The 25,102-nt window shown below is 69.0% G+C and carries 18 protein-coding genes, 1 tRNA gene and 4 pseudogenes; 12 read left to right on the forward strand and 11 right to left on the reverse strand.

Annotation, left to right across the window (positions count from 1 at the left end; all coding sequences use genetic code 11):
• Window positions 1-41 precede the first annotated feature (41 nt).
• The 6 genes and pseudogenes from EJ357_RS24835 to EJ357_RS50785 all read right to left on the reverse strand — a co-directional run bounded on the left by EJ357_RS24835 (window position 42) and on the right by EJ357_RS50785 (window position 7,893).
• Entirely contained in the window at window positions 42-260 is a 219-nt protein-coding gene (locus EJ357_RS24835; RefSeq protein ID WP_175647519.1) for a hypothetical protein, read from the reverse strand.
• 234 nt (window positions 261-494) lie between these two features.
• A pseudogene (locus EJ357_RS24840) lies at window positions 495-1,261 on the reverse strand (transposase).
• Window positions 1,262-1,304: 43 nt separating this feature from the next.
• Window positions 1,305-1,916: a DUF998 domain-containing protein gene (locus tag EJ357_RS24845; RefSeq protein ID WP_126393762.1), complete on the reverse strand. Its 612-nt coding sequence runs from the start codon at window positions 1,914-1,916 to the stop codon at window positions 1,305-1,307.
• Between the two features lie 202 nt (window positions 1,917-2,118).
• On the reverse strand, window positions 2,119-3,399 hold the full coding sequence (locus EJ357_RS24850; protein WP_126387625.1) for an IS701 family transposase: 1,281 nt from the start codon (window positions 3,397-3,399) through the stop codon (window positions 2,119-2,121).
• A gap of 424 nt (window positions 3,400-3,823) precedes the next feature.
• A complete protein-coding gene (locus tag EJ357_RS24855) occupies window positions 3,824-4,060 on the reverse strand; it encodes a hypothetical protein (RefSeq protein WP_228472585.1) in 237 nt (78 codons plus the stop codon).
• A 134-nt stretch (window positions 4,061-4,194) separates the two neighbouring features.
• Window positions 4,195-7,893 carry an nSTAND1 domain-containing NTPase gene (locus tag EJ357_RS50785; RefSeq protein ID WP_126393764.1) on the reverse strand — a complete coding sequence of 1,233 codons (3,699 nt, stop codon included), beginning with the start codon at window positions 7,891-7,893 and terminating at the stop codon, window positions 4,195-4,197.
• A 235-nt stretch (window positions 7,894-8,128) separates the two neighbouring features.
• Here EJ357_RS50785 and EJ357_RS24865 point away from each other — a divergent pair, with 235 nt between their 5' ends.
• The 7 genes from EJ357_RS24865 (at window position 8,129) to EJ357_RS24910 (ending at window position 17,811) form a co-directional block, all read left to right on the forward strand.
• On the forward strand, window positions 8,129-9,031 hold the full coding sequence (locus EJ357_RS24865; protein WP_126393766.1) for a ribosome-inactivating family protein: 903 nt from the start codon (window positions 8,129-8,131) through the stop codon (window positions 9,029-9,031).
• A 664-nt stretch (window positions 9,032-9,695) separates the two neighbouring features.
• Entirely contained in the window at window positions 9,696-10,145 is a 450-nt protein-coding gene (locus EJ357_RS24875; protein WP_126393770.1) for an NUDIX hydrolase, read from the forward strand.
• 914 nt (window positions 10,146-11,059) lie between these two features.
• A complete protein-coding gene (locus EJ357_RS24880; protein WP_030055113.1) occupies window positions 11,060-11,326 on the forward strand; it encodes a ribbon-helix-helix domain-containing protein in 267 nt (88 codons plus the stop codon).
• The gene (locus tag EJ357_RS24885; protein ID WP_126393772.1) at window positions 11,323-11,766 is read left to right on the forward strand and encodes a PIN domain-containing protein; all 444 of its coding nucleotides are present in this window, start codon (window positions 11,323-11,325) and stop codon (window positions 11,764-11,766) included. Before EJ357_RS24880 ends, EJ357_RS24885 begins: the two co-directional genes overlap by 4 nt.
• A gap of 1,611 nt (window positions 11,767-13,377) precedes the next feature.
• Entirely contained in the window at window positions 13,378-14,034 is a 657-nt protein-coding gene (locus EJ357_RS24900; protein WP_126393776.1) for a PadR family transcriptional regulator, read from the forward strand.
• Between the two features lie 175 nt (window positions 14,035-14,209).
• The gene (locus tag EJ357_RS24905; protein ID WP_126393778.1) at window positions 14,210-14,947 is read left to right on the forward strand and encodes an ABC transporter ATP-binding protein; all 738 of its coding nucleotides are present in this window, start codon (window positions 14,210-14,212) and stop codon (window positions 14,945-14,947) included.
• A complete protein-coding gene (locus EJ357_RS24910) occupies window positions 14,944-17,811 on the forward strand; it encodes an FtsX-like permease family protein (protein WP_126393780.1) in 2,868 nt (955 codons plus the stop codon). The genes EJ357_RS24905 and EJ357_RS24910 overlap by 4 nt, the downstream gene beginning before the upstream one ends.
• Window positions 17,812-18,146: 335 nt before the next feature.
• Here the strand turns inward: EJ357_RS24910 and EJ357_RS50570 are convergent.
• A pseudogene (locus tag EJ357_RS50570) lies at window positions 18,147-18,334 on the reverse strand (hypothetical protein); the annotation flags it as partial.
• A gap of 172 nt (window positions 18,335-18,506) precedes the next feature.
• On the opposite strand from EJ357_RS50570, the gene EJ357_RS24925 reads away from it, so the two are divergent.
• Window positions 18,507-18,848: a PIN domain-containing protein gene (locus EJ357_RS24925; RefSeq protein ID WP_126399963.1), complete on the forward strand. Its 342-nt coding sequence runs from the start codon at window positions 18,507-18,509 to the stop codon at window positions 18,846-18,848.
• A 664-nt stretch (window positions 18,849-19,512) separates the two neighbouring features.
• On the opposite strand, the gene EJ357_RS24930 is transcribed toward EJ357_RS24925, so the two are convergent.
• Window positions 19,513-20,370 carry an alpha/beta fold hydrolase gene (locus EJ357_RS24930; protein ID WP_126393782.1) on the reverse strand — a complete coding sequence of 286 codons (858 nt, stop codon included), beginning with the start codon at window positions 20,368-20,370 and terminating at the stop codon, window positions 19,513-19,515.
• 88 nt (window positions 20,371-20,458) lie between these two features.
• Between EJ357_RS24930 and EJ357_RS24935 the strand changes: the two genes are divergently transcribed.
• Both EJ357_RS24935 and EJ357_RS24940 read left to right on the forward strand, forming a co-directional pair.
• Window positions 20,459-21,055 (forward strand): TetR/AcrR family transcriptional regulator, encoded by a 597-nt coding sequence (locus tag EJ357_RS24935; RefSeq protein ID WP_126393784.1) that lies wholly within the window; start codon window positions 20,459-20,461, stop codon window positions 21,053-21,055.
• Between the two features lie 48 nt (window positions 21,056-21,103).
• Window positions 21,104-21,502 (forward strand): annotated as a pseudogene (locus EJ357_RS24940) (TetR/AcrR family transcriptional regulator); the annotation flags it as partial.
• A gap of 255 nt (window positions 21,503-21,757) precedes the next feature.
• On the opposite strand, the gene EJ357_RS24950 reads toward EJ357_RS24940, so the two are convergent.
• The 3 genes and pseudogenes from EJ357_RS24950 to EJ357_RS24960 all read right to left on the reverse strand — a co-directional run bounded on the left by EJ357_RS24950 (window position 21,758) and on the right by EJ357_RS24960 (window position 23,144).
• Window positions 21,758-22,300 carry a GNAT family N-acetyltransferase gene (locus EJ357_RS24950; RefSeq protein WP_126393786.1) on the reverse strand — a complete coding sequence of 181 codons (543 nt, stop codon included), beginning with the start codon at window positions 22,298-22,300 and terminating at the stop codon, window positions 21,758-21,760.
• A gap of 100 nt (window positions 22,301-22,400) precedes the next feature.
• Window positions 22,401-22,757, reverse strand: a pseudogene (locus EJ357_RS24955) (N-acetyltransferase family protein); the annotation flags it as partial.
• A 313-nt stretch (window positions 22,758-23,070) separates the two neighbouring features.
• Window positions 23,071-23,144: transfer RNA gene (locus EJ357_RS24960), tRNA-Gly, on the reverse strand.
• Window positions 23,145-23,732: 588 nt separating this feature from the next.
• Here EJ357_RS24960 and dcd point away from each other — a divergent pair.
• Together dcd and EJ357_RS24970 are read left to right on the forward strand one after the other, a co-directional pair.
• A complete protein-coding gene (gene dcd, locus EJ357_RS24965) occupies window positions 23,733-24,308 on the forward strand; it encodes a dCTP deaminase (RefSeq protein ID WP_126393788.1) in 576 nt (191 codons plus the stop codon).
• A gap of 8 nt (window positions 24,309-24,316) precedes the next feature.
• Window positions 24,317-24,832 (forward strand): phosphoribosyltransferase, encoded by a 516-nt coding sequence (locus EJ357_RS24970; RefSeq protein WP_126393790.1) that lies wholly within the window; start codon window positions 24,317-24,319, stop codon window positions 24,830-24,832.
• Window positions 24,833-25,102 lie beyond the last annotated feature (270 nt).

The following is a 25,102-nucleotide window of genomic DNA, read 5'->3' on the forward strand; positions in this document are numbered from 1 at the left end:
GTCACTTCCGCACATTGGTCAGTGAGTGACGCGGGCCCTCGTCAGAAGGTAAACGGGGCGAAGGGGCGAACCGCTTGGATCATGAGGCCGAGCAGTCGGTCGAACTCGGCCCGTTCGTCCTCGGTCATGAGCTGGACGGCGTTGCCGAGGGTTGTCTGGGTGAGCTGCTCCATGAACGGGGCGAGGAAGAGCTGGAGGGCTTCCGGCGCTTCTTCCACGGTGCGCATGTACTCCTGGTACCGGATGAGCCGTTCGCGCATCTCTTCGAATTCGACGCTGGTGGCCGGTTGTTCGGTGGGAGTCAGGGACGGGGCGGATGGAGGAGGCGGCGCCGCTCCCGCGGTCTCGGCCCTGCTCGGAGCCCCGTGCGTGGGCGTATTCGTGCAACTTAGGGCACACAGAGGGCACGGAGCCCTCGAATTGGACTAAGGGCTGTCCCGTAAATGATCTCCGGTTCTCGGTGATGCGGTCTCCCGTTGCGTGGCGTCGCCCGCCTATCCGGCGAGGGCGAGGTTGTGCAGGCTGGCGATGCCACGCATGGCGTGGTGGACGCCGTCCCCTCTGAGTCGGCAGTCGCGCAGGATCTTCCAGCCCTTCATCCGGGCGATGACATGCTCGACGCGAGCGCGGACCTGCTTGTGGGACTTGTTGTGCTCCTGCTTCCAGTCGGGCAGTTTCTCCCCCTTGCGTCGGCGATGCGGCATGACGAGTCCTGTGCCGGGATAGCCGCCGTCGGCGATCGTGGTGGTCTTGCCAACGGCGGCCTTGGCGAAGGATTCCTCCCATGCCTTGCAGTCGGCGCGGTTGCCGGGAAGCGGTCGGCCGACCACGACGACCAGGCGCTTGTCGGCGTCGATCACGACCTGGTGGTTGGTGGAGAACCGGTAATTCTTCGACTGCTCGGCGACGGTGTGGTCGCGCGTGGGTACCAGAGTGCCGTCCACGATCAGCACGGTGTCCTTGCGGAATCGCTTGCGCGGCTGGAGCGCGAGCATGGGGCCAAGGTGGTCGATGACGCGATCAGCTGTGGACTTCGAGACGCCGAACAGCAGGGCGAGCTGCCGCATCGTCAAGTTCGTACGCCAATGGCCGCCACTAGCAGTACGCGGTCCTCCAACGGAAGTCTCCATGGCCGACCCCTGCGGACCGCGTCCGCACCCTCGCGCCGCAGAGCGGTCACCAACTTGGCGAAGCAGCGCGGGCTCAGCCCGGTGAAGGGGTCTGTCCAGGACGGCTCCGACGCCGAAATCACACCAGCCACCGCAAGATCATTTCACTGCGTTCCAGGCGTTATGGGCAAAGCGTCAGGTGTACAGGATGCGCACAGCGAGCAGTGTCTGCCAGGTCCAGCCGATGGTGAGCGATATGCGCTGGAGCAGTCCGCCGAGGTCGACCCAGCGTTGATGCTGGTCGAACGCCGCACTGGCCAGCGCCATCGTCGCTGCGAAGAGCGCACCGCTGGCAATCGAGTAGATAGTCCACCCGGGCGAGTTGGACAGGGCGAATACGAAGCAGGCCACAGCGAGGGCGAGGAATCCAATAAGAGAGAACAGGTCATGCAGAGCCCCGGCGCGGGTGTGACGCTCGAGCTGATCAGGGGTGCCGGGAGGGTAACCGCTCACTGGATCTGTCCGGAAGGCGCCTGCGCCCAGCAGGCCGACCGCCCACGCGCCGATCAGCAGGGCACCCCAGTGGGAAGGCCCTTCACGCCACAGGCCCACGGCGAAGATCAGCGATAGCAAGCCTGCGATGAGGAAGTTGAGGGTCTGAGCCCACCCGGCACGGCTGAGGGCGAGCGAACTGACTGGGTGGCGGAGCGGTCTGTATCCCACACGGCCGGCGCCTTCTACGAGGTACCCGATGGTGAAGAGAGGCCCAGCAGCCGTCCCGCAGGCAAGCAGTACTTGATTCCCCATCCCGTCAACATAGGTTGACAGGATGGGTTGCGTCAACCCTAGTTGACATGAAGTGGCATCCGCTCCCTGTCGGCCGCCCCCACGTGATCGTTTACGGGACAGCCCTTAGTAGGACTCCGTTAGGTCTGTCTCGATCTTGGCGTTGTGTGTGTCCTGCTGGGCAGGGGCTGTTGGCAGGTGGTGCAGATTCCGGTCCAGCACCTCAGGATGTTCTGGAGGGTGTCGAGGACTTGGTAGAGGGTGAGTCCGGTGCGGGCACTTTTGGGGCCAGGCGCTGTTCGGTCAGGAAGGCGTGGGCGGCGGTCACGAGGGTGACGTGGTGGTGCCAGCCCGGCCATGATCGGCCCTCGAAGTGATCAAGTCCCAGGCCGTGCTTGAGCTCGCGGTAGTCGTGCTCGATGCGCCAGCGGACCTTGGCCAGACGGACCAGGTCGGTGATCGGTGCGTCGTCCGGCAGGCTGGACAGCCAGTAGTCGGTGGGTGCCTCGGCATCGGCGGGCCATTCGATCAGCAGCCAGCAGTCGGGCAAGATCCCGTCCCACCAGCCTTGTTCGGCGGAGGCGGTGGCCTTGATCGGACGCTCGACAGCCTTGCCCGCGGGCCGCACGCGCACTGCGGCGAAGCGGGAGCGTAACTCACCTCGCGAGCCGTTGCGCCAGGTGACAGAGGTGAATGCCGTGGCACCGAGGCCGGCGGCAAGGGCTGCCACCGAGGGCGCGGGATCTCGGTAGCGGGGCTGCGGCCAGCAGCCGACGGGCCCGTTGCGGGCCGGAGCGAAGGGCTCGGCGTCGAATGGGTGGGCGATGACATCGGCGCGGATGGCCAGCATGTAAGCGATGGCGCGGTCGGCCAGTGCGGCCCGCAGCCGGGCGTTGGTTCCGTAGGCGGCGTCGGCCACGACGACCGGCGGCGTCATGCCCCAGCCGGCGAGTGTGTCGAGCATGTCCAGGGCCAGACGCCACTTCTCCCGGTGCGTGACGTTGGCCGGGATGCGGGTGAGGCTGCGGCGGACGGTGTCCGAGGCCCACTCCTTGGGCAGGAACAGGCGCCACTGCAGCGGGCAGGAGGCGGTATCGCTCGCGGCGTGGACGCTGACCGCGACCTGGCAGTTCGCCCGCTTACCCAAGGCGCCGCAGTACTGCGGGGCCACGGCGACCGACATCCGCCCGTCCTTGGGCACCGACACGTCGTCGATCACCCAGGCCGTCGGGTCGATCAACGGCAGCATGCGTTCGTTGATCCTCCGTTGCACCGGCACCGGATCCCACGTGGACTGGTTCACGAACTGCTGCAGGTTCTGCTCGTTGCCGTCCGGCAACCGACAGGCCATGGCCTGGATGGACTTGCGGCGGCCGTCCAGCATCAGCCCACGCAGATAGCAGTCGCCCTTGGCCCGCTGGTCCTTGCGCGGCACCGAGGCGAACACGTCCGCCACGAACAATGCCAACTTCGCCCGAACACGGTTCACTTCATGTGCGTCCACACACCCAACGTGCTCCCGAACAGGGCCGACAGGAAGACCTAACGGAGTCCAATTAGACAACAAGTAAACCCCAGGCCGCTGACCTGGGTTTTCTCTCTGGTGCGGGTGACGAGAATCGAACTCGCGCTCTCAGCTTGGGAAGCGACGGCGCTTGCGGAGGCGAACAGCTTCTGACCTGGGCGTATGTGCTGTGACGTGACGTCCGAGGGCGCAGGATCGCACCGCTGTTGACCGTGGTTCACCGGTCTTATGGGCACGCTATGGGCACGCCGTCGGTTCGGAGGCGCGGGGAGCGCTTCTCGCGGGCTGACGGAAAGCCGACTTCCGGACACGAGTTTCGGTCGGCAAGGTGCCGTTGCAGGAGCACATGGAATCACCGATGTCCCGGTCGTGCGTGGCGGGTCAAGAGTGGTCGAGAGGTCCGCTACTCCGGCACAACGACTCCGTTGACCGTCTGCCCGGGCGCAGGCGCCGGGATCTTCCGCATGCCCGGCATCTGGGCGGCACGCGCGTTCCAGCCCGCTCGGAACATGTCGCTCTGCAACAGCGTCACCTCATCGGCCAGCGTCTCCATCTCCTCGACGGAGACGGCAGAGGCGCGATAGCCCAGGCTCTTCGGAGCGCACCCCCCCCGACCGTCGCGCCGGCTGTTCCTCGGCATGGCCACGGCCGTGCCGCTGTGTCTCTTCCGCCGTCCGGCCCAGCAGCTGACACCCTCCCTCGCTCCAGCCTGGATCTGCTCCTGCCGGAGGGCATCCCAGCCGGCGCGTTCGGGAACGGGGAGGCCGCTGATCCTCACGCGGGGCTGCAGACCCGCCGGTACGGGGCGTCAGGAACGTAGGTCTGCCACTGGGCCGGGCTGAGGCCGGACCCGCCTGTGCGGGCGCACACCCGCGACAGGGCGTGGGCAGGGTCGAGGTCGTACCGCTGGAGGGGGACATGGGCGCTGCCCGCATACAGGGTGGTGCCACGGGCGTCGAACGCGAGCGTGTACACCGCGTCCCCGGGAGTGGTGAGCAGCCCGCCGATCCGTTGTCCGGTCGGCACGTCCCACAGTTGCAGGCCGCCGTTGCTTCCGCCGACCGCCAGCGTGCGTCCGTCCGGGCTGAAGGCGAGGGCCGACACCGCTTCCAGCCGGGAGCCGATCCGGGGCCGGAAGGTGTTGGGCAGGACGGCGACCCGGTGGCGGAGATCGCCGTCCCACAAGATGACCCGGCCGGTCATGTCGCCGGCCGCCAGCCGTGAGCCGTCGGGCGAGAACGCCAGTGCGCCCAGGGAGTTGCCCTCGACGAGGTCCGCCCCGCTCGCCCGCCAGGACGGCGGGCGGGCCACGGTGCCGTCGCCCGCGAGCAGCCCGCCGTCGCCGCGGAGCGTCGGATGGTCCCCGGCCGGGTCGCCGGGCACCGTGATGCGTCGTCGGCTGCGGGTGTCCCACACTTCGCCGAATGACCGGTCGTCGTCGCCCAGGCGCGTGAGATGGAGGGTGCGGCCCCCTGGGCCGAGCGCGGCCCCGACGACCGAGGCCCCGGAGAGATCGAGTGCGGTGACGACCTGCTCGTGCGGCACGTCCCAGATCGTGAAGGACTGGGTGCCCAGCGTGTGCCCGGCCGCTGTGACGCCGTAACCGAAGCGGGTGCCGTCCGTGCTGAACACGAGGAGAAGATCGATGTCCTCCGGGGGAATCGATGGCATGCCGGCCGGGAGCGGCGGGAGTGTGTGCAGGACGCGTCCGTCGGCGGTGCTGCACAGGCGCACGAGGTAGCGGTCATGGGCGAGCTCGGCGGTGGCGAAGGTACGGCCGTCGGGGCCGAGCACGACGTCCGTCAGTGCGCTCGGGCGCCAGGCGGCGGTGACGGCGGCGCCGAGGTCGAAGGTGTGGACCGTTCCGCCTTCCAGATAGCGCAGGATGTGGCCTTCCGTAGCCAGGGACTGGGCGACGCCGAGTGCCTGGTTGTCCAGGGAGGCCCGGAACACGGGTCCGTCCGGCGCGGTCAGCCGCCACACCTGTATTTCCTCCGGCGTGGCCATGGCCAGGAAGGCACCGCCCGCGGTGAAGGCCACATCCTGGGCGCCGCCGCGGACATCCAGGTCGGCGATCCGGTGGCCGGACCTCAGGTCCCAGACACGCACCCCCTCTTCGGTGACGGCAGCCATCCGGCCGGCGCCGACGGTGAGCTGCGTGGTGCCGATGCGGCACAGCCGGTCCTGCTGCCAGGCACCCGTCAGCGGACGGTTCGCCCTGGTGTCCCACAGGCTTGGCGACCGCCCTGCGGGGCAGGCCGCCGCGTATCGTCCGTCCTCGCTGACGGCGCTGCCTGTCGACTCCGGCGCCGGCGCCTCGAAGATCGTGCGGCCGTCCGTGACCGAGCCCAGGCGGAGGCGTTCGCCGTCGGTGACCAGATAGGCGCGGCCGTCGTCCGTCAGGCGCACGTCGCCGGGTCCGGGAAGCACAGCGGAGGCGGCGGTCCACCGGCCGAGGGAGGTGTCCCACAGCCGTGTTCCGTCCTGACGGCTGATCGCGAGCACGCGCGCGTGCGGGCCGGCCGCGGTCACCGCGCCCTGCGGGAGTCTGCCCTCACCGGTACGGCGATGGGAGGCCACGTCCCAGCTTCGCCATCTGCCCCCCGCGGCGCTGACCAGCGTGCGTCCGGCATCGGTGAGCAGGCGTTGGGGCGTGTCACCGGGTGTGGGGTCCGTGAAGGTGTCCGACTGGGGCTGGCTGACAGAGCCGAGCAGTGCCCGGCGGGTCTCGGGCAACTGGGCGATCCGCCAGGACGCGGCGCTGAGCAAAAGCTCGGTGCGCGGATCGGTGGTGCCCAGCCCTTCTGCGACGGACGCCACCCGGCGGGCCGCGTCCTGGACCCGTTGGCGCACGTTCTCGTCGTGTTCGCGCCACATGACGAGGGCCGTCAGCAGCGCGATCGCCAGCACGGCGGACAGCGACCCGGTGAGTATCCGATGGCGACGGCTGATGCGTGCGGCGCTCCGGCGCTCAGCCTCGCTCACTTCCTGCGAGGCGGTGAGGAAGTCGCGCTCGGATGCGTTCAGAGCCGAATCGGCCGCTGGGTCCGGGAAAAGTTCCGCTGCCCGGGCCAGCTGTGCGCCCCGGTACAGGGCGCCGGGGCAGCCGCCGTTCTTCAGCCAGGCGCGGGTTGCCTCCGAGAGCGCCCGGTGGTCGCGCAGCCGCTCCCGGTCCGTCTCGATCCAGCCGTGCAGCCGGGGCCAGCAGGTGATCAGCGCCTCGTGGGCCAGCTGTACCCCGTCCTCGTCGGCGGTCAGCAACCGCGCCCGGGTCAGCCGCTCCGCCACCACCTGCACGTCCGGGCACGGTGACAGCTCCCCATGACTGACCGGTCGCCGGGTGTCGGGTGTGCCCTGCCCCGGTACGACCATCTGCAGTAGCAGGTGCCGAGCCGCCCGCGCCTGCTCGGGCGACAGGGTGCCGTACACCTCCTCGGCGGTCGCGGCGATCGCACCCTGCAGTCCGCCTGCCGCCTCGTACCCGTCTAAGGTCAGCATCCGGCCCCGGCGACGGCGCCAGGTCTCCAGCAGAGCGTGCGAGAGCATCGGCAGCCCGCCGGGCTCGGCCTGGACCTCCTCGACCAGACGGGCGGTCAGCGCGCGCTCCACCAGGTAGCCGACCGCCTGCGCCGGTCCGGCGACCGCCTCGCGCAGTTCTTCGGCGGTCATCGGGCACAGCAGCAGTCCGGACTCGTTCAGGGCCTGCGCGAGCATGGGGTGCTCTGCACAGCGTGCGTAGAAGTCGGCGCGTACGGCGACCAGCACACGAAGCCTGCTGTCCGGTTCGCGTGCGGCGAGCAGCATCTCAAGGAAGTGGGAGCGCTCCCGGGAGTCGTCGCAGAGGGTGAAGACTTCCTCGAACTGGTCCACGATGACCCAGCTCTCGGGCTCGCTTGGGGCGGGGTCGAGCAGGTGCCCGTACGTGGTGGCCGGGCTGGCCCCAGGGGTGAGGATGCGCAGTGCGGCCGGGGACGGACGCCGGGCGAGTTCCTCGCGCAGCCGCGGCACCAGACCGGCGCGAAGCAGGGAGGACTTGCCGCTGCCCGAGGGCCCGAACAGCACTGCGAACCGGTGTCCGCACACCAGCTTCTCCAGATCGGACAGCATTCGGTCGCGACCGAAGAACAGGTGACGGTCGTCCGGCTCGAAGCGGGCGAGACCGCGGTAGGGGGGCGGTGCCGTATCGAGTGGCTCGGCATGCGCCCGGCCGGCCTCCTCCTGGGCCTCCTCCCAGCGCAGCCGCCACGATCCCGGATCGCCTCCGCACGCCCGTACGTACGCCTCGACGACGGTGAGCGCGGGCAGCCGTTCACCGGCTGCGGCCTGCGACAGCGTTGTTGCTCCGCACCCGACCGCCTTCGCCATCGTCCGGTACGAGGGGCTGCCCGCGGCGCTGCGCAGCTGCCGCAGCTCATGGGCGAACCGCGCTATCGGCCCGGCCGACGGATCCACTGGCCTCTCGGGACGCCCCATGGGCTCGTACCTCCGTCCATGAGGTGAAAGCGACATCGAGTGATATCGGCAGCCATGACCATAGGAGGCCGGTCATGACGACTGCGTTAATCACGGTGACGAGCGATGACTCCGATCAATCACACAATGTTGATCCGGCCGGTGGAGGGGCCTGCGAATCAACTTCTGCGCCGCCAGTGTCGGTGGGGCAGGCCGGGCCCCCGGCTCACCGACCACGCACAACGGAGCGCACACCATGTCCCGAGCACACATCTTCCGCAGGCTCAGCACATCGGCCGTACTCCCGGCGGCCCTCGCCGGCGCCGTCGCCCTCGCCGGCCTGGGCGGCACCCTCACCACCGGTGCGCAGCACCAGTCGCTGGGCGGGCACGTCCAGCTGGCCGCCGAGAACTACCCGACCGATGGCATGAGCTTCGACATGACGAACGCCGACGCCGACCAGTACGACGCCATCATCAACTTCCTCCGCGAGCGGGGCGGCGGCTGGACCCTCTACCAAAGCATCCGTCTCACAAAGGACAAGAACGACTACTTCCCCCTCACCCTGCGGGTGGGTCAGACCGCGGTCACTCTGATCTTCAACGCGCGGAACGGGTACGTGACCGGCTGGTTCAACGAACAGACCCGCCGGTACGTTCGGCTGAACGATGAAGGACCCGGTGAAATGGCGGGGCAGGTAGGCACTACGGGGAACAGGCCCTGGCTCAACTACACGGACATGGAGCGTGTCGCTGGGGTCGGCCGCGGTGACCTCGGCATCACCCTGGGGTCTATCCAGGGTTCGATCAGCGACCTGGCGGGGAGCAACAATTCGGACCAGGCGCGGGCCCTGCTCGTTCTTATCCAGGCCCTTTCCGAGGGTGCCCGCTTCGACTTCATCTCCTACCGGATCGGCCGCGCGATGCGCAGCTTCAGCACCTTCTACGCCGGGTCCTCGTCCGTCATCAACGGCGGGTCGGGCGCCGTCCAGCTGACGTCCTTGGATCTGGAGAACAACTGGGGAGGCCTGTCCCAGGCAGCCGAGAACGCGACACAGAACCACTTTCCCCTGAACTACCAGATCGGCAGTGGGTCTATCACGTCGATGCAGGCGCTTGACGAGCAGCTGGCCATGGCCCTGTACATCAAGATGGCCTAGCCCGAAAGCGCGCAAAGTAGCCCAAACATGGTAAGCGGGCTCGGGAGCCGGACAGTGTCCGCCCCCGAGCCCGCTCACCGTCGCCGGGCGCTCCTCCCCGCGACCGTGCGACGTGGGACGGCGCACGAACACGCTCGGAGACGCGCCCGAAACTCCCTGGCCAGAGCGGTGCCCCCGGCCACGTATCCCCTCTCGAAAGACGGGGACCGAAGCCAAGGCGACACTCCGTGGCCGACGGGCATCTGTGCCGCCGCCCCGCCTGCTGCCCTGGGCGAGCCGGGCCGCGTTGGTGTGCGAGTCAGCACCCTTGGCAGCAGGAGCCACCGGCTGCCCGGCCGGCGCTGTGCGCGCCGATGTGCTGCGCCGCCTCGGTACGGGCACGTCCAGTCCGGGACTCCGCGTCGTGGACCACCCGTCCGGAGATCAGGGTGTACCGGACCTTGGTGGCGCGGATCAGCCCGGTCCCCACTGCCCCCGCCGCCACCGGCCCGGACCACATCTCGGCAACCCGCCGCAGCCCGCGACCCCTTGGAGCCGACCGCGACCCGCGACTGCCCGCACTGCCGGCAACCGATCACCACGCGGCCCTGTTGGCCACCCCCGAAGCCGCACGGCCGACGATGCCGCACCTGCGCACCGATGTCGTCCCGCTGCGGAGGACCCCATGACCGACCTGCCCGTGCTCAACGGCATCGACGAACTGGTCACCCGCAGCCACAGCGACGGCATCACCGACCTCACGGCCGCCGCGCTGATCGAGCAGCACGGCAGGTTCCTGCTGGTCCACGCCGGTCGCCCGGACCTGAGCGCGACCCAAGCCTGGCGGCTTCCGTCCGGGCCGGTGCTGCCCGGGGAGACCGTCCCCGACGGCCTGCACCGCATCCTGGCGCAGTACTTCGGCTACTCCGGCGTTGAGATCACCGGCCTCCGCGGCACCATCGACGACGACTCCCGCATGCGCACCTTCGTCTTCGCCATCAACGCCGGCCAGCCGGACGGCATCTGCCGCGACGGCGACCTCCCCCACCGCTGGATCGACAACATCACCGTCAGCGACCTGATCCCCGGGATCAGCCCCGTCCTCCGCACCTGCTACGCGGCCGATTCAAGCTGACCCTCACCGATCACGAGCGCCCGGCGACCTGACGGTTGCCGGGCGCTCCGCACTCCGCTGGTCGCTCCCTAGCATCCCCACTTCGTTGAGCAGCGAAGAATCTCAGGCGACCAGCGCCTCTGGCCGTTTTCGACCATCCTCATCAGCCACCGAGGCCGGCGTACGGTGTTCACCGCTTCGCAGACGGTGTCCTCGTCGTTGGCGAGCAGGGCTTGCCAACAGTGTTCGCCCTGCTCCGTCGACTGATGGCGGATCTCTCGCAGTCGTGCTGTCTCGGCGGTCAGGTAGGCGGGCCCGGCCTGTTCCGCCCGTTGCTTGGCCGCAGCCCTCTCCGAGCGGGCCAGCCGCCCCACACCCTGAAGACGTCCGGGCTTCGGCGAGCGCCCAGGACAGGCTCAGTTGGGGGGCGTCCGGGACGACGGGCGGGTGCGCCGCGGGGAAGGACTCCAGGTGAACGCTGGTCATCTGCCGCCTCAGCTCGCGCAACTGAGCGATGGCGGCATCGCGCTCCGCCTCCTGCTAAGCCCGCTCCGCCTGACGGCGCGCCCGCTCCAGTTGCGCGACTGACGGGGCGACCGTACGAGATCGTGTCGTACGCCGCGTACTGGTGCGCCGTCGATTGCCGCCGAGGGAACTCGATGCGTAGAAGGAGCCGAGTCCAGTCGACATCCTGGCGCCGCCACTGCCCACGCTGAGCCGCGCCGCACGGGGCCCGATCGAGGTGCGCACTCCACGAGGAGAGACCCGCACACTCATCCCGGGACACCGACACGGAAACCGAGCCCCATGACATACCCCTCTCCCCGGGAACAGTCCGGCACCCGGACGCGGCGTGTGAGGTGTGCTCGGCCGGCCCTCGGCAAGGGGAAAGAGCGCCGGATACATCAATCCGGTACATGGACTACTCTTGGTACATGTCCATGAAGCGCACCAACGTCTACGCCGACCCCGAGGACCTGGCCATCATCAAGGAGGCCGCCAAGCGCCGAGGTATAAGCGAGGCCGAGATCATTCGCCAGGGCATCCACCTTGCCGCCATGGCGAACAGGGTCTGGGACGAGCCGCTGTTCTCACGCACCTTCGAGGGGCCGGGGCGCACCCTGCCCAAGTCGGAGGTCCGCGACACGGTCGCCGAGGCCGTCCGGCGGGAGACCGGCTCGGATTCCGGATCCGCCGCGTGATCATTGTCATCGCCGATACGTCCGGCCTTCTGGCAGCCCTGGACTCGGCTCATCCTGAACACCGGGCGGCGAACGAGGCCATCATGGCGGCGGGCCTACTGGTCATGTCCCCGCTCCTGCTGGCCGAACTGGATCACGTGGCGACCCGCGAGCTCGGCAGGGAGGCTGCGCTCAGCGCAGTAGACGACCTGCGGCGCTGGATGAGCCGGGGTCGTGTCGTCATGCCGGAGATCACGGAGGACCACCTGGGCGCCGCCCAGTCGGTCCGTGTCCGCTACCGCGCGCTGGACCTCGACCTCGCCGGCGCGGTGAACGTGGCGCTTGCCGCCGACTACGACACGGACGCGATTCTCACCCTCGACCGACGAGACTTTCGGGCTGTACGCCCGTTGGGCCACTACAAGGCGTTCCGGGTACTTCCCGACGACCTCCCGCTCTGACGCAGGCTCCTAGGTCGCGTCCGCAAAGTCCCGTCGTCCGCCCGGAGGGCGGGCACCGCGGCGTCATGGGGGAGCGTGCTCTCGGCGTGCCGGGCGGAAGCCCTCGTACTGGTTGTACGTGGGCTTTCGCCCGGTTCAGCGAGAGGGCGTGCCAGGCGTCGCGGGGCAGGCGGGACTTTGCGGACACGGCCTAGGGGGTCAAGTGCCTGCTCCTGCAAGGGCCTTGTGCGCAGCCCATGACGAAGCACGTGCAGGACGGGTGTCCGCCATCGCCCAGGGACGGTGAGCTGAGGGCTCGCCTCCAGCTCATCCATGTGAAAGCGCAGGCCAGCGCCACGCTGCGACGTGATGGGGGTGCCCTCGTAAGGCGCTCGTGCCCTCTGCGTGCCCAATCTGGGGGTGCAGGAGCACTAGCAGGACGCGGCAACGGCCCCCCAACGAAACAAACCCCAGGCCACTGACCTGGGGTTTCATCATGGAGCGGGTGACGAGAATCGAACTCGCGCTCTCAGCTTGGGAAGCGACGGCGCTTGCGCGGCCATAGGGCAGCTGACCTGGGAAGATTCGTTGTCGGGCGGCAGGTGTGAGGGACTGGTTGCACCGTTGTTGACCGTGGTTGTCCCCTCTGAAGGGCACGCTATGGGCACGACGCAGGGATGGGGGGGGATCAGGGCCTCCGGTTGGCTGCCAGAGACCGGGAGTGGCTCCGACTCGAACGGCAGCCGAGTGAGGCCGTCGCGACTGCACACATGGCGTCATTCGGATGCAGTGGCGCGCATCAAGCATCCTGCTGCGAGTTGAGGACTCCTTGGACCTCGATGCGCACGAGGCCGATGCGCACGAGGGCGAGGGCGCGCCCCGCGCAGTGCGGAGCGCCGGCGCCTTCGGGCCGGAGGCCGCCGCCGTGAGGCACCCCTCCGGGCCGCCCACCATCCCGTCCGTCCCGCGCCCGCCAGCCCCCTCGCGCCCGGCCACGGCGACGGTCTCCCCCACACCGCCCGCTCACGCCCCCACTCCGAACGGTTCCGTGGCCACGAACGCCGCACCCACCCCGCCCGATCGCCCGTCCGCCCCGTCGGCGTCGCCTTCCTCCGGACCCGCCGGACCCGTCCGTCCGGCGGCCCCGAGCCCTCGGGGCCGCCCGACGCGCCCGCGCCCAGCGACTCCGCCTCCCTCGGGGGCGCCGGCGGGGGAGGGCCGGGAGCGGCCCGGCCGACCGGCCGACCCCTCCGGCTCGCCGTCCTCCACGAGCCCGGTGAAGCCTGCTCGTACTAAAACGGCAACAGAGGAGGAGCTCGTCGAGGAGTCGGACGAAGGGGGCGAGGTGGTACCCGAGACGGACGCCCCGGCCGCCGAGAACTCGCCCGCCAAGCTGTCGGCGGCCGCTCACCGGACCGGCACCGAGGCCCCCTCGACCTCTCTGACCGGCGGATTCCGGTGTTCACACTGGGCGTGGGGCTGGCTCTGGTGGGCCTCGGCATCGGCTTCCTCGGGGTGCGGATGCGCCGTCGCTGAGCGGCTCGCGACGGCCCGGGTCCCCCTTGAGTCGGACCTCCGGCGTCCGCCTCAGGACGCTTGTCCACGCGGACTTACTCGGTATACATACTCGGTATGTCCATCCGCCACGGGCTTCTCGCCCTCCTCGAACGCGGCCCGCGCTACGGCTCACAGCTCCGTACGGAGTTCGAGTCCCGCACCGGCTCCACCTGGCCGCTCAACGTGGGTCAGGTCTACACGACGCTCAGCCGGCTTGAACGCGACGGCATGGTCGTGCAGGACGGCGAGGACGAGGCCGGCCACTCGCTCTACGCGATCACCGACAGCGGTCGCGTCGAACTGCGCAGCTGGTTCGAGAACCCCGTCGACCGCACCAGCCCGGCCCGAGACGAGCTGGCCATCAAGCTGGCCATGGCCGTCGGGGCGCCCGGGGTCGACATCCGTGACGTCATCCAGTCCCAGCGCCGGCACACCGTGAAGGCCATGCAGGACTACACCCGGCTGAAGGCGCAGGCCCTCACCGCCGTGGAGAAGAACGGGGCACAAGAGCGGGACGACATCGCCTGGCTCCTCGTCCTGGAGCAGCTGATCTTCCAGATCGAGGCCGAGGCGCGCTGGCTCGACCACTGCGAGTCCCGGCTGATCCGTCTCTCGTCGACCGCCCCGGCGGCGGGGCCGGAGCCGGCCTCGCCGGGGGCGGCAGCGGGAGCGGCGGGGATGGGGGCGCGGGCGGGGGCCGGGGCAGAGGGGGCCGCACGCCACCGCCCGTGATGTCCGCCCTTCACGACCGGCCCTGAGCGCCCGAACGAGCGGATCCACAGGGCCGACCGAGCACCTGAAGACTCCGAACCACCCGACCAGACCAATACCGTAACGACGGTGCCGCCAACGACCGTCCGTCGCACCGACGTCCGGCTGTTCGCCGGCGTACGCCCGAGGGGGAACCATGTCCACACAGCAGCAGCCCGTGCTGCGTCTGCAGAACCTGACCCGCGTCCACGGCTCCGGCGCCACCGAGGTGCACGCCCTGCGCGGCATCGACCTCGACGTCCACCCCGGTGAACTCGTCGCCGTCATGGGCCCGTCGGGCTCCGGCAAGTCCACCCTGCTCACCATCGCCGGCGGCCTCGACACCCCCACCTCCGGGCAGGTCTTCGTCGAGGGCACCGACGTCACCGCCCTCGGCATCAAGGGGCTCGCCGCCCTGCGCCGCCGCAGCATCGGCTACGTCTTCCAGGACTACAACCTCATCCCGGCCCTCACCGCCGCTGAGAACGTGGCCCTGCCCCGCGAACTTGACGGCATATCGGCCCGCAAGGCCCGCACCGAGGCCCTCGCCGCCCTCGCCGAGATGGACCTCGGCCATCTCGCCGACCGGTTCCCCGACGAGATGTCCGGCGGCCAGCAGCAGCGCGTGGCCATCGCCCGCGCCCTCGTCGGCGACCGCCGGCTCGTCCTCGCCGACGAGCCCACCGGCGCCCTCGACTCCGAGACCGGCGAGTCCGTGCTGGCCCTGCTGCGCTCCCGCTGCGACGCCGGAGCCGCCGGCATCATGGTCACCCACGAGCCGCGGTTCGCCGCCTGGGCCGACCGGGTCGTCTTCCTGCGGGACGGTGCCGTCGTCGACCAGACCGTACGCAGCGACGCCGAGTCGCTCCTGACCGGCCGGGCGGCCCAGCGGTGATGACCTGGTTCCACTCCTGGCGGGCCGCGGTCCGCATCGCCCGCCGTGACGCCTGGCGCTCCAAGGGCCGCAGCTTCCTCGTCCTCGCCATGATCGCGCTGCCGATCCTGGGCGTGAGCGCCCTGGACCTGACCGTGCGCAGCGCCGAACTCACGCCCGCGCAGCGGATGGAGCGCACCCTGGGTGCCGCCGACGCTCGCTTCTCCGACGCCCGGACGGCCGGCGTGGCCATCCTGCAGGACCCCAGCGGCGAGCAGCACACCCCGGCCGGGGACTACGACTCGCCGGGCACGTCCTGGCCCGACGGCCCGACCGATGTCACCAAGACCATCCCGGCCGGTTCGACGGTGCTGACCGACAGCAGGGGCAGCGCCAAGCTGACCACCAGGCACGGTCTGCTCCAGGCCGAGGTCCGTGAGCTGGCCGCCGCCGATCCCGTCGCCCGGGGCATCATGCGGCTGCAGGAGGGCCGCTTCCCCGAGAAGAACGACGAGATCGCCGCGACCACCCGGTTCCTGGAGAGCAGCGGGCTGTCCGTCGGCTCCACCCTCACCGCCCGCGGCTTCGACCGCACCTATGTGATCAGCGGCTCGTACGAGCTGCCCAGCGACCTCACGGCACAGCAGGTCAACGCCCTGCCGGGGGCCTTCCTCGCGCCGTACGGCAAGGCGGTCGAGAAGGACGGACTGCCCAAGCCCGACGTCTCCACCACCTATCTGGTGAAGAAGTCCGGTGGTTTCACGTGGAACACGGTCCAGGCGATCAACGCCAAGGGCGTCGTGGTCACCTCGCGCGCCGTGGCCCTCGACCCGCCCGCCGACTCCGAGGTGCCGCTCTACCAGAAGGAAGGCTGGGCCAACTACGAGAGCAGCGGGGCCGCCGACGCTGCCGCGCTCGCCGCCGTGGGCACGGTCGTCGGTCTGGCGATGCTGGAGATCTGCCTGCTCGCCGGTCCCGCCTTCGCCGTCGGTGCCCGTCGTTCCCGCCGCCAACTGGGCCTCGTCGGCGCCAACGGCGGTGCCCGCAGCCACATCCGGGCCATCATGCTGAGCGGCGGCCTCGTCATCGGCGTCGCGGCGGCCCTGGTCGGCACGGTCCTCGCCCTGATCCTGACCTTCGCCCTCCGGCCGCTCATCGAGGACTACATGGGGCAGCGGTTCGGCGGCTTCACCGTCAAGCCGCTGGAACTGCTCGCCATCGCCGCGCTCGCCGTCCTCACCGGCCTGCTCTCCGCGATCGTCCCGGCCGTCACCGCCTCCCGGCAGACCGTCCTGGCCTCCCTGACCGGCCGTCGCGGCGTGCGCCGCAGCAACCGCGTGCTGCCGCTGATCGGCCTCGGCGCCTTCCTGCTCGGCGCGGCCATCGCCCTGTACGGCTCGGTCGTCTCCGACCAGTTCGTCCTGGTCGCGGGTGGCTCGGCCATCGCCGAGCTGGGTGTGGTCGCCATGACGCCCGCCCTGGTCGGCCTGTTCGGCCGGGCCGGCCGCTGGCTGCCGCTCTCGCCGCGCCTCGCCCTGCGGGACGCCGTCCGTAACCGGGGCCGTACGGCACCCGCTGTCGCCGCCGTCCTGGCCGCCGTCGCGGGCACCGTCGCCGTCTCGACGTACGCCGCGAGCCACGACGCCCAGAGTCTGGCCGAGTACCGGGCCAGCCTGCCGCACGGGGCCGTCGCCGCGCTCGTCACTGAGGAGGGCGGCCGGGACGTCCCCGAGGTCCGCGACGCCGTGCAGCGGACGCTGCCCGTCGACGTCCGCGCTGACGTGTTCCGCATCGCCGTCGGCAAGCCCGGCTGCGCCCCGTATGACGAGGGCGAGGGCTGTGGCCGCTTCGAGGTCGTCACCCCGCAGGACAACGAGTGCCCGCTGTGGGTCAACACCCCCGACGGCTCCGACCCGGCGGAGAAGTACACCAAGGAGCAGCGGCGCGCGCTCGCTAAGGACTGGCGCTGCCTCTCGCCCGACGGCAACGGCATCTACGTCGACGGCGGTCTCCTCATCGCCGACGCCCCGCTCCTGAAGGTCCTCGGCATCGACGACCCGGGCGCGACCAAGGCCCTCGCCGACGGAAAGCTCCTCAGCTTCCACAAGCCCCAGGTCGACAGGAACGGCACCGTCGGCATCAAGCTGATCACCGACCCGAAGGCCGCCGACCGCGCCGCCGAGCAGAACAAGCCGGTCCCGGGCGAGCTGAAGTCCTTCCCCGCCTACCAGGTGCCCGGCTCGCCCGACTCCTACGGACTGCAGAGCGTGCTCAGCCCCGCCGCCGCCAAGGCCGCCGGGCTGACCACCGTCCCCCTCGGTGCCTACTTCAGCACCGACCGGATGCCCAGCACCGAGGAGCGGCAGAAGCTCGATGCCGAGATCGCCAAGCTCGGCAGCAACGTCGAGCTGACCGTGGAGCAGGGCTGGGTCGACGAGAACGGGCTCGTCCTGCTCGCGCTGACCGTCTTCGCCGGCCTGGTCACCATCGGTGCGGCCGGCATCGCCACCGGTCTCGCCCAGGCCGACGCGGAGGCCGATCTCAAGACGCTCGCAGCGGTCGGCGCCCCGCCCCGGGTGCGCCGCACGCTCAGCGGCTTCCAGTGCGGTGTGGTCGCCGCGATGGGTGTGGTCCTCGGCTCGGCTGCCGGTGTCCTGCCCGCGGTCGGGCTGCGGCTCACCGAGGAGCGCGAGCAGATGCGCTTCTACCAGGAGGCTCTCGACAACGGCTGGGGCGGCGCCGGTGACGCCCCGCCGTACGTGCCGATCGTCGTCCCCTGGGAGACACTCGCCGCCCTCCTGGTGGCCGTGCCCCTCGGCGCCGCCCTGCTGGCCGCGCTGGTGACCCGCTCGCGCGGGGCGCTGGCCCGCCGCGCCGCGCACTGATCCTCCGTTGCCGGACCGTGCCCCTGGACGAGGGTGGATCACCCTCGTCCAGGGGCACACCGTGTGGGAAAGCATGCGTGCGCGAGAATGGCGGCATGGAGATGCCGAGGAATGACAGGTCGCAGGAGAGCCCCCAGGTCCTCATCCTGGGCCAGGACGGGGTGGCGCTCGGCGGCACTGACTAGGGATCACCTTCCGTCCCGGCCGAACTCCTTGGTCGGTCTGCACGCTGTCGCGAACCAGGTAGGCCGATAGGGCACGCCACGTGGTGGTGACGAGGTAGTCCCCGTCCGGAGGAAGCATCCACCGACGGCGATGCCCTGCTCTTTGGCTCACATGATGAAGTCGGCGACCACGAGGAAGTAGCCGGGGAACCCTCATCTGAATGATGACGCCCAACTCGTACTCGGCCTGCTTCTGGTAGTCCTCGCCCCAGCACCTCCGGATACCGGCGCCGCATACCCCGGAATACTTCTTCCTGGAACCAGGTGACCTCGGTGTAGCCCTCCGGGATGTCGAATTCCCGTCCGGTGAGACGTTCGATCTTGCGGTGGCCCGTCGCAAGGCCACCGATCCGGACCGCCGGATCGGCGTGTTGCTGGTCAACCCGGGCGGGCCCGGCGATTCGGGCGTGGACTTCGCCGTAAGGCGTGCCACGCCCCACTTCAGCGCGGACACCCACGGCCAAGTACGACATTGTCGAGTTCGACCCGCGGGGCATCGGCGGCAGCCAGCCGGTGACGCGTGAGCTCGGCAGGGAGGCTGCCCTCAGCGCGGTCGACGACCTGTGGCGCTGGATGAGCCGGGGGCGTGTCGTCATGCCGGAGATCACGGAGGACCACCTGGGCGCCGCTCAGTCCGTCCGTGTCCGCTACCGCGCGCTGGACCTCGACCTCGCCGACGCGGTGAACGTGGCGCTTGCCGCCGACTACGACACGGACGCGATCCTCACTCTCGACCGACGAGACTTCCGGGCCGTACGCCCGTTGGGCCGCTACAAGGCGTTCCGGGTGCTCCCGGACGACCTTCCGCTCTGACACAGGGCCCTCAGCGGTCAAGTGGCCGCTCCCGCAAGGGGCTTGTGCATCGCCCACGACGAAACATGTGCAGGACGGGTGTCCGCCATCGCCCAGGAACGGTGAGCTGAGGGCTCGCCTCCGGCTCATCTCTGTGAAGGCGCAGGTCAGCGCCACACTGAGACGTGATGGGAGCGCCCTCTCAAGGCGCGCGTGCCCTCTGCGTGCCCAATCTCGGGGTACAGGCGTACTCGAGAAACGCAGCAACGGCTTCCCAATGGAAAAACCCCAGGCCGCTGACCTGGGGTTTCATCATGGAGCGGGTGACGAGAATCGAACTCGCGCTCTTGGCTTGGGAAGCGACGGCGCCTTGGCGGCCATATGGCCGCTGAACTGCGCAGATGCCCCACTCCGCGCGTGGTCGTTGAGGCAGATCACACCGCTGTTGACCGTGGTTGTCCGCTCTTATGGGCACGCTTTGGGCACGACACCGCGAGGTGGGGGCGGGGGAGGGGGGGAGAAACCCTGCCGAGTTCGGCGCGCTTTGAGTGGCGCATCGGCTGGGTGGCGCTGTCACGACTGCAACTCCGATCCGTTGCCGTCTCGTCCCGCATGAGATCTGTGACTCATTCAAGGCTCTTGCAGCCCCAGGTCGCTGACCCGACGTCGCCAACCGTCCGCGCGCTCAGTCGATGTGCCGGACCGGCTCGGCTCCGGTCGCGATCAGGAAGTCGGTGAGCGCTTCGGCGAGTTGTTCAGGCTGGTCCTCGGGGACGAGGGTGGAAGAGTCGGCGATCTCGATCAGTTGGCCCTTCGGATACAACTCCGCCAGTCGGGGGCCGTGTTCGCGCGGCATCAGTCGGTCTTCGGCCGCCCAGACGACCAGCACGGGGCGGTCGAAAGCACGCAGCTGCTCGCTCCATGCCAGCAAGGTCTCACGCTTGGGCGCCGAGGTGGCGAACTTGGCGAAGTCCCGGCGAATGGCCCTGCTCCGGGCCGCGGGAGCGAACCAGTCGTCCATGATCTCGCCCGGAATCCCTCGCAGGCTCATCCCGCCGTATCCATTCCGGTTCTTCCGAAACGAAGGGACACGCATCAGCCGCGTCAGAAGCCAGACGCCGCCGGGAACCCTGCACACGGTCGCCAACGCCTTGGCCGGTCCCGGGGGAAAGTTGTCGAACGCCTCGCAGGCCACCAGCGCCAGCCGCGCGACCCTCCGGCCCTGCTCCTCCGAGACCAGGAACTGCCCACCGCCCCAGTCATTGAGGACGAGGGTCACTTCGTCCAGACGCAGCCGTTCGATGAACTCACCCAGCAGCCGCGCGACACCACGGTGGGAGAGGTCGGCGTCCGGGTTCATCGGCTGCCGATGGCCCCCCAGGGGCAGTGTGGGCAGGATGCAGCGGTATCCGCCCAGCAGGGGTACCACCTTGCGCCACTGCGTCTCGTTCATCGGCAGGCCATGGCCGAACACCAGCACCGGCCCTTCGCCGCCGGTGTCCTGATAGTCGATCGGCCCGGATGACAGCTCGATCCGCAGCATCGCACCCCCATTTGATAGATCGTTCTACTGTAATCTAGTTGGGCTGACGAGGCATGCCAAGACCGCGGTGCGGAAGGGGTGAAGAGTCATGGCACAGCGACCGCCGGACACGCGGGCCAGGATCCAGGGTGCTGCCACGGAGCTGTTCCGGCGTAACGGGTACTCGGGCACCGGCCTGAAGCGGATAGCGACGGAAGCCGAGGCGCCTTTCGGATCGATCTACCACTTCTTCCCCGGCGGCAAGCAGCAACTGGCCGAGGAAACGATCCGCACGTCCGGAGCCGCGTACGGCCGGATGGTGATGGCAGTGCTGGCCGGTGTTCCGGACCCGGTCGAGTCCGTCGTGCACGCCTTCGAGGCGGCCGCGGACGACCTTGCCGCGACCGATTATGCCGACGCGTGCCCGATCGCGACGGTGGCGTTGGAGGTAGCCGGCACCAACGAGGTCCTACGGGTCGCGACGGCGGAGGTCTTCGCCGAGTGGGTCAGCGCCGGTGAACAGTGGTTCGGCCGCTGGGTGCCCGACGAGAGCGCAGCGCGGTCACTCGCTTACTCGATGATCATGATCCTGGAAGGGGCGTTCGTACTCTCCCGGGCCGCCCGCGACCCGGAGCCCCTGCGGGTGGCCGGCCGCTCGATGGCCGATCTGCTGCGCACAGCCATCGAGCAGACCCGCGAGGGCTGAATTCAATTGCTGATGCGCGGGACCTGAGGGATCAGCAGGCTGAGGGCTCCCGCTGGACTTGATCTGCTGGAAGCGGTCGATGCCTTTGCCCGTTACTACGGGCGCAGTTGTGACGCCCCGGACGCGCTGTCTCGCCTGTCGCTCCAGATCACCTTGCTGGACATGGCCCTGCATGACCCAGAGCTGGGATCCCAACTCGCCAAGTTCGTCCGGTCGCAGGAGGAGCATCTGATTGCGCTGTTCACCGGAAGGTCGCACCACGGAAGCGTCGTGACGTCGCAACAGGCTCAACGCCTGACTACGGCGCTCAGGGCACTGTTCGTCGGCCTCAGCCAGGGCGTCCCCCTCGGTCTTGCCTCTGGTGCCGACGAGCAGTACTTCGCCGACGCTGCCCTTGCTCTGGTATCCGGGATATCCCTCATCGATCACGACGCGGATGCTTCGTGATGGTCAGGCGAGATGGGGCATCTGCGTGTCGACAAGGCCGTTGCGGAGCAACGGGAGCGTGATGCTCGGGGGCGGCGGTCCAGGCGGAAGGCTTGCTCAAACTCCGCGACGGGTGCGGGCGGACAAGGCAGCTCAGAGGACTACAAGGCCGGGCACGCGGTCGAGTTTGGCATCAGTCGCCTCAGACACATCGAGCCGTGGCCACCAGGTACGAAAGGCTCGCGGTCCGCTACGAGGCCACCGTCGTTGCCGCCATCAACGAGTGGTCGTGACGTAGTGGTCCGACGACAACTCGAATACCCGTACTCGCCGACCACCAGTGGGACTGACGGTCTCACGGAACAGATGCATCCCCAGTTTGGTCGTGATCCGTTCGGAGGCGTCGTTGCCCACTTGAGTGATGCTGACGATTCGCTCCAGCCCTCGCTCTTCGAACCCGAACCGCAAAGCGGCCGCAGCGGCCTCGGTGGCCAAGCCTTGTCCCCAGTGGGAACGTCCCAGCCGCCAGCCGATCTCAACCGCCGGCAGTACCTCCGGCAAGAAGTGGGGCACCGAAAGGCCAGTGAACCCGGCCAGCTTGCCGGTGGACCGGATCTCCACGGCGAACAGGCCGAAGCCCTGTGACTCCCACTCGCTCTCCCATGCCTGCACTCCGCCGCGAGTCTGCTGTTCGTCACGGACGCTGCCGTCTCGGATCCACCGCATGACCTCGGGGTCGGCATTGACGGCAGCCATGGGCGCGATGTCTTCCTCGCGCCAGCGACGCAGGATCAGACGGGGAGTCTCAAGCGTGACCATCCAATCATTCTCGATTGCTCACTCGGCGCCGGGTTCCAGCGAGTGACATCAAAACCTACGGCCTGGGAAGCGATCACCAGCGACGGCAGAGTGGTCAGGATTACGAGATGTTGAGCGGCAGGTCTCGGTGGAAGACGGCCATGGCCAGGCCATGGCCGTTGTAGTCGTCGACGATCTTCGCATCGAAGCCGAGGCTGCGATGGAAGGCGATTGAGCCGGTGTTCTCGATTGACGTGATCGCCTTCAACTGCCGTGCACCGTGACGCTCCGCCGCTTCGGCGAACGCCGTATACAGACGGCGCCCGAGACCGGTGCCACGGGCGTCGTCCCGCGTGGCGATCAGATGCACGTACCCGGTGCCGCCTGGGGTGACGAACCCGAAGATGTACCCACGGATTCCGTCCTCGGCTCGGGCAACCAAGCAGGTGGAACCGAATTCCTGCACCAGTGCCAGAAGGGTTGGCGGGGCTCACGTGGGCGGTGAGGAGCATCCCCTCGCTGGGTGAGCGGGTGCACGCGTCGGCGGGCGCGCCGGCTGCGAACTGCGGGTTTGCGTACGTGACTTGCCCGCCTTTTGCTCACGCTGTGACCCAGATCACGAAGAATGCGTCTCGCTATTTGAGACGATCGGGCGCTCTGGTGATTCAACCTGCGCCCGGGCACTCCTGGAGGGGCGGTTGACCTGCACGTAGGGCACGCAGAGGGCGCGCAACCCCCAGATTGGTCTAGACAACAAACAAACCCCAGGCCGCTGACCTGGGGTTTCATCATGGAGCGGGTGACGAGAATCGAACTCGCGCTCTCAGCTTGGGAAGCTGATGTTCTACCATTAAACTACACCCGCGTAAGACGCCCGCTCCGCTGATCCGGAGGCGGTGTCCGATCGCTTCGTCACTCTACCTCATCTCTGGCTCCGGGCGCTGAAGCCCCGGGGCCTGAGTGCGTTTCAGGGGTCGGATCCGGGTGCGGCGGGCCGGAGTTGGGGCGTACGGTGGAGGGGTGGGAGAGGGTCCGGGTGGGGTCGGAGTGCCGCCTGGAGGGCCGTCCCTTTGATCCCGTAATGTGGCCTCTCGTCGTCAGGCAGGCAGTAGCCAGACGCGGCTCTTGGGGAAGGGACTCTAGGACTTGATGGAGCGCACCGTCGTCCGTTGTGCCGATGGGCACGTGTTCAGCACCGCTTCGTTCCCGATGCAGCAGGCCGAGCGCCTCGGCCCCGGCCGGCTCGTCCGGTGTCCTCGGTGTGCCCGGCTCCGCAGTGTGGTGCCGGTGCAGTTGGAGAAGCAGCAGTAGCGGTAGAAGTAGCGGTAGAAGCAGTAGCCGTAGCAGCTACCAGCGGTAGGTACCGCTGGTACGGCAGTAACAGCAAGTGCAGCGCCAGGCGCGCGGACGTCACGATTGTGGTCGTTCCGCGCGCCTTGCGTATCCTCGGGGCGTGCTTCTCTCAGACAAGGACATCCGGGCCGAGATCGACGCCGGGCGGGTACGGATCGATCCCTTTGACGAATCCATGGTGCAGCCGTCGAGCGTCGACGTGCGGCTGGACCGGTACTTCCGGGTGTTCGAGAACCACCGGTACCCGCACATCGACCCCTCCATCGAGCAGGCGGACCTGACCCGGCTCGTGGAGCCCGAGGGCGACGAGCCGTTCATCCTGCACCCCGGGGAGTTCGTGCTGGCCTCGACGTACGAGGTCATCTCGCTGCCCGACGACCTCGCCTCCCGGCTGGAGGGGAAGTCCTCCCTCGGGCGGCTCGGGCTCGTCACCCACTCCACCGCCGGGTTCATCGACCCGGGGTTCAGCGGGCACGTCACCCTTGAGCTGTCCAACCTCGCCACCCTCCCCATCAAGCTCTGGCCCGGCATGAAGATCGGCCAGCTGTGCCTGTTCCGGCTCAGCTCGCCCGCCGAGTTCCCGTACGGGAGCGAGCGGTACGGATCCCGGTACCAGGGGCAGCGGGGGCCCACCGCCTCCCGGTCCTTCCAGAACTTCCACCGGACTCAGGTGTGAGCAGCGGTATGAGTGACAAGCAGCTGCGGGAGAACCTCACCTACGAGCTGTTCGGCACCGCCGTCCGCGAGCTCGCGCAGACCATCGCCGACGACGGGTACGAGCCGGACATCGTCCTCAGCATCGCCCGCGGGGGCGTCTTCGTCGCCGGCGGGCTGGCCTACGCCCTCGACTGCAAGAACCTCCACCTGGTGAACGTGGAGTTCTACACGGGCGTCGGGGAGACCCTGGAAATGCCCGTCATGCTCGCTCCCGTCCCCAACGCGATCGACTTCACCGACAAGAAGGTGCTGATCGCCGACGACGTCGCCGACACCGGCAAGACGCTGAAGCTCGTGCACGACTTCTGCCTCGACCACGTCGCCGAGGTGCGCTCCGCCGTGATCTACGAGAAGTCCCACTCCCTCGTGAAGTGCGAGTACGTGTGGAAGCGCACCGATGAGTGGATCAACTTCCCGTGGAGTGTCTTGCCTGTAGTACGCAAGTCGGGGGAGCCGGTCACGCCGTCGAAGGAAGCGCTCTGACCTGGTGTTGCTCTAGGTAGTCGATAGGGCCCCTCAGATATCCGTCTGAGGGGCCTTGTGACGTGCCGGTCCCGTGCTGGCGGGGTCCGTGGGCTCTGCCACCCACCTGGCCACCCTCTGCCGGTCTGGTTGAGCAGGACTTCGATGAAGTACTTGTTCAGCGTCCACACAGGCATCCTCAGCCCTGTTCTTGCTGACAGGGGTCGCGGGGGCACCTCCGCGCGCACCGGCCCGACCGGCCCGCGCTCGCGAGATGTCCCCGGCACATCC

This window comes from Streptomyces cyaneochromogenes, from assembly GCF_003963535.1.
Lineage (GTDB): Bacteria > Actinomycetota > Actinomycetes > Streptomycetales > Streptomycetaceae > Streptomyces > Streptomyces shaanxiensis.

Bases quoted from the DNA above. Each gene is read 5' to 3' on its own strand.
- EJ357_RS24835 (WP_175647519.1), bottom strand. From the start codon at position 260: ATGCGCGAACGGCTCATCCGGTACCAGGAGTACATGCGCACCGTGGAA.
- EJ357_RS24845 (WP_126393762.1), bottom strand. From the start codon at position 1,916: ATGGGGAATCAAGTACTGCTTGCCTGCGGGACGGCTGCTGGGCCTCTC.
- EJ357_RS24855 (WP_228472585.1), bottom strand. From the start codon at position 4,060: ATGCCGAGGAACAGCCGGCGCGACGGTCGGGGGGGGTGCGCTCCGAAG.
- EJ357_RS50785 (WP_126393764.1), bottom strand. From the start codon at position 7,893: ATGGGGCGTCCCGAGAGGCCAGTGGATCCGTCGGCCGGGCCGATAGCG.
- EJ357_RS24865 (WP_126393766.1), top strand. From the start codon at position 8,129: ATGTCCCGAGCACACATCTTCCGCAGGCTCAGCACATCGGCCGTACTC.
- EJ357_RS24875 (WP_126393770.1), top strand. From the start codon at position 9,696: ATGACCGACCTGCCCGTGCTCAACGGCATCGACGAACTGGTCACCCGC.
- EJ357_RS24880 (WP_030055113.1), top strand. From the start codon at position 11,060: ATGTCCATGAAGCGCACCAACGTCTACGCCGACCCCGAGGACCTGGCC.
- EJ357_RS24900 (WP_126393776.1), top strand. From the start codon at position 13,378: ATGTCCATCCGCCACGGGCTTCTCGCCCTCCTCGAACGCGGCCCGCGC.
- EJ357_RS24905 (WP_126393778.1), top strand. From the start codon at position 14,210: ATGTCCACACAGCAGCAGCCCGTGCTGCGTCTGCAGAACCTGACCCGC.
- EJ357_RS24930 (WP_126393782.1), bottom strand. From the start codon at position 20,370: ATGCTGCGGATCGAGCTGTCATCCGGGCCGATCGACTATCAGGACACC.
- EJ357_RS24935 (WP_126393784.1), top strand. From the start codon at position 20,459: ATGGCACAGCGACCGCCGGACACGCGGGCCAGGATCCAGGGTGCTGCC.
- EJ357_RS24950 (WP_126393786.1), bottom strand. From the start codon at position 22,300: ATGGTCACGCTTGAGACTCCCCGTCTGATCCTGCGTCGCTGGCGCGAG.
- EJ357_RS24970 (WP_126393790.1), top strand. From the start codon at position 24,317: ATGAGTGACAAGCAGCTGCGGGAGAACCTCACCTACGAGCTGTTCGGC.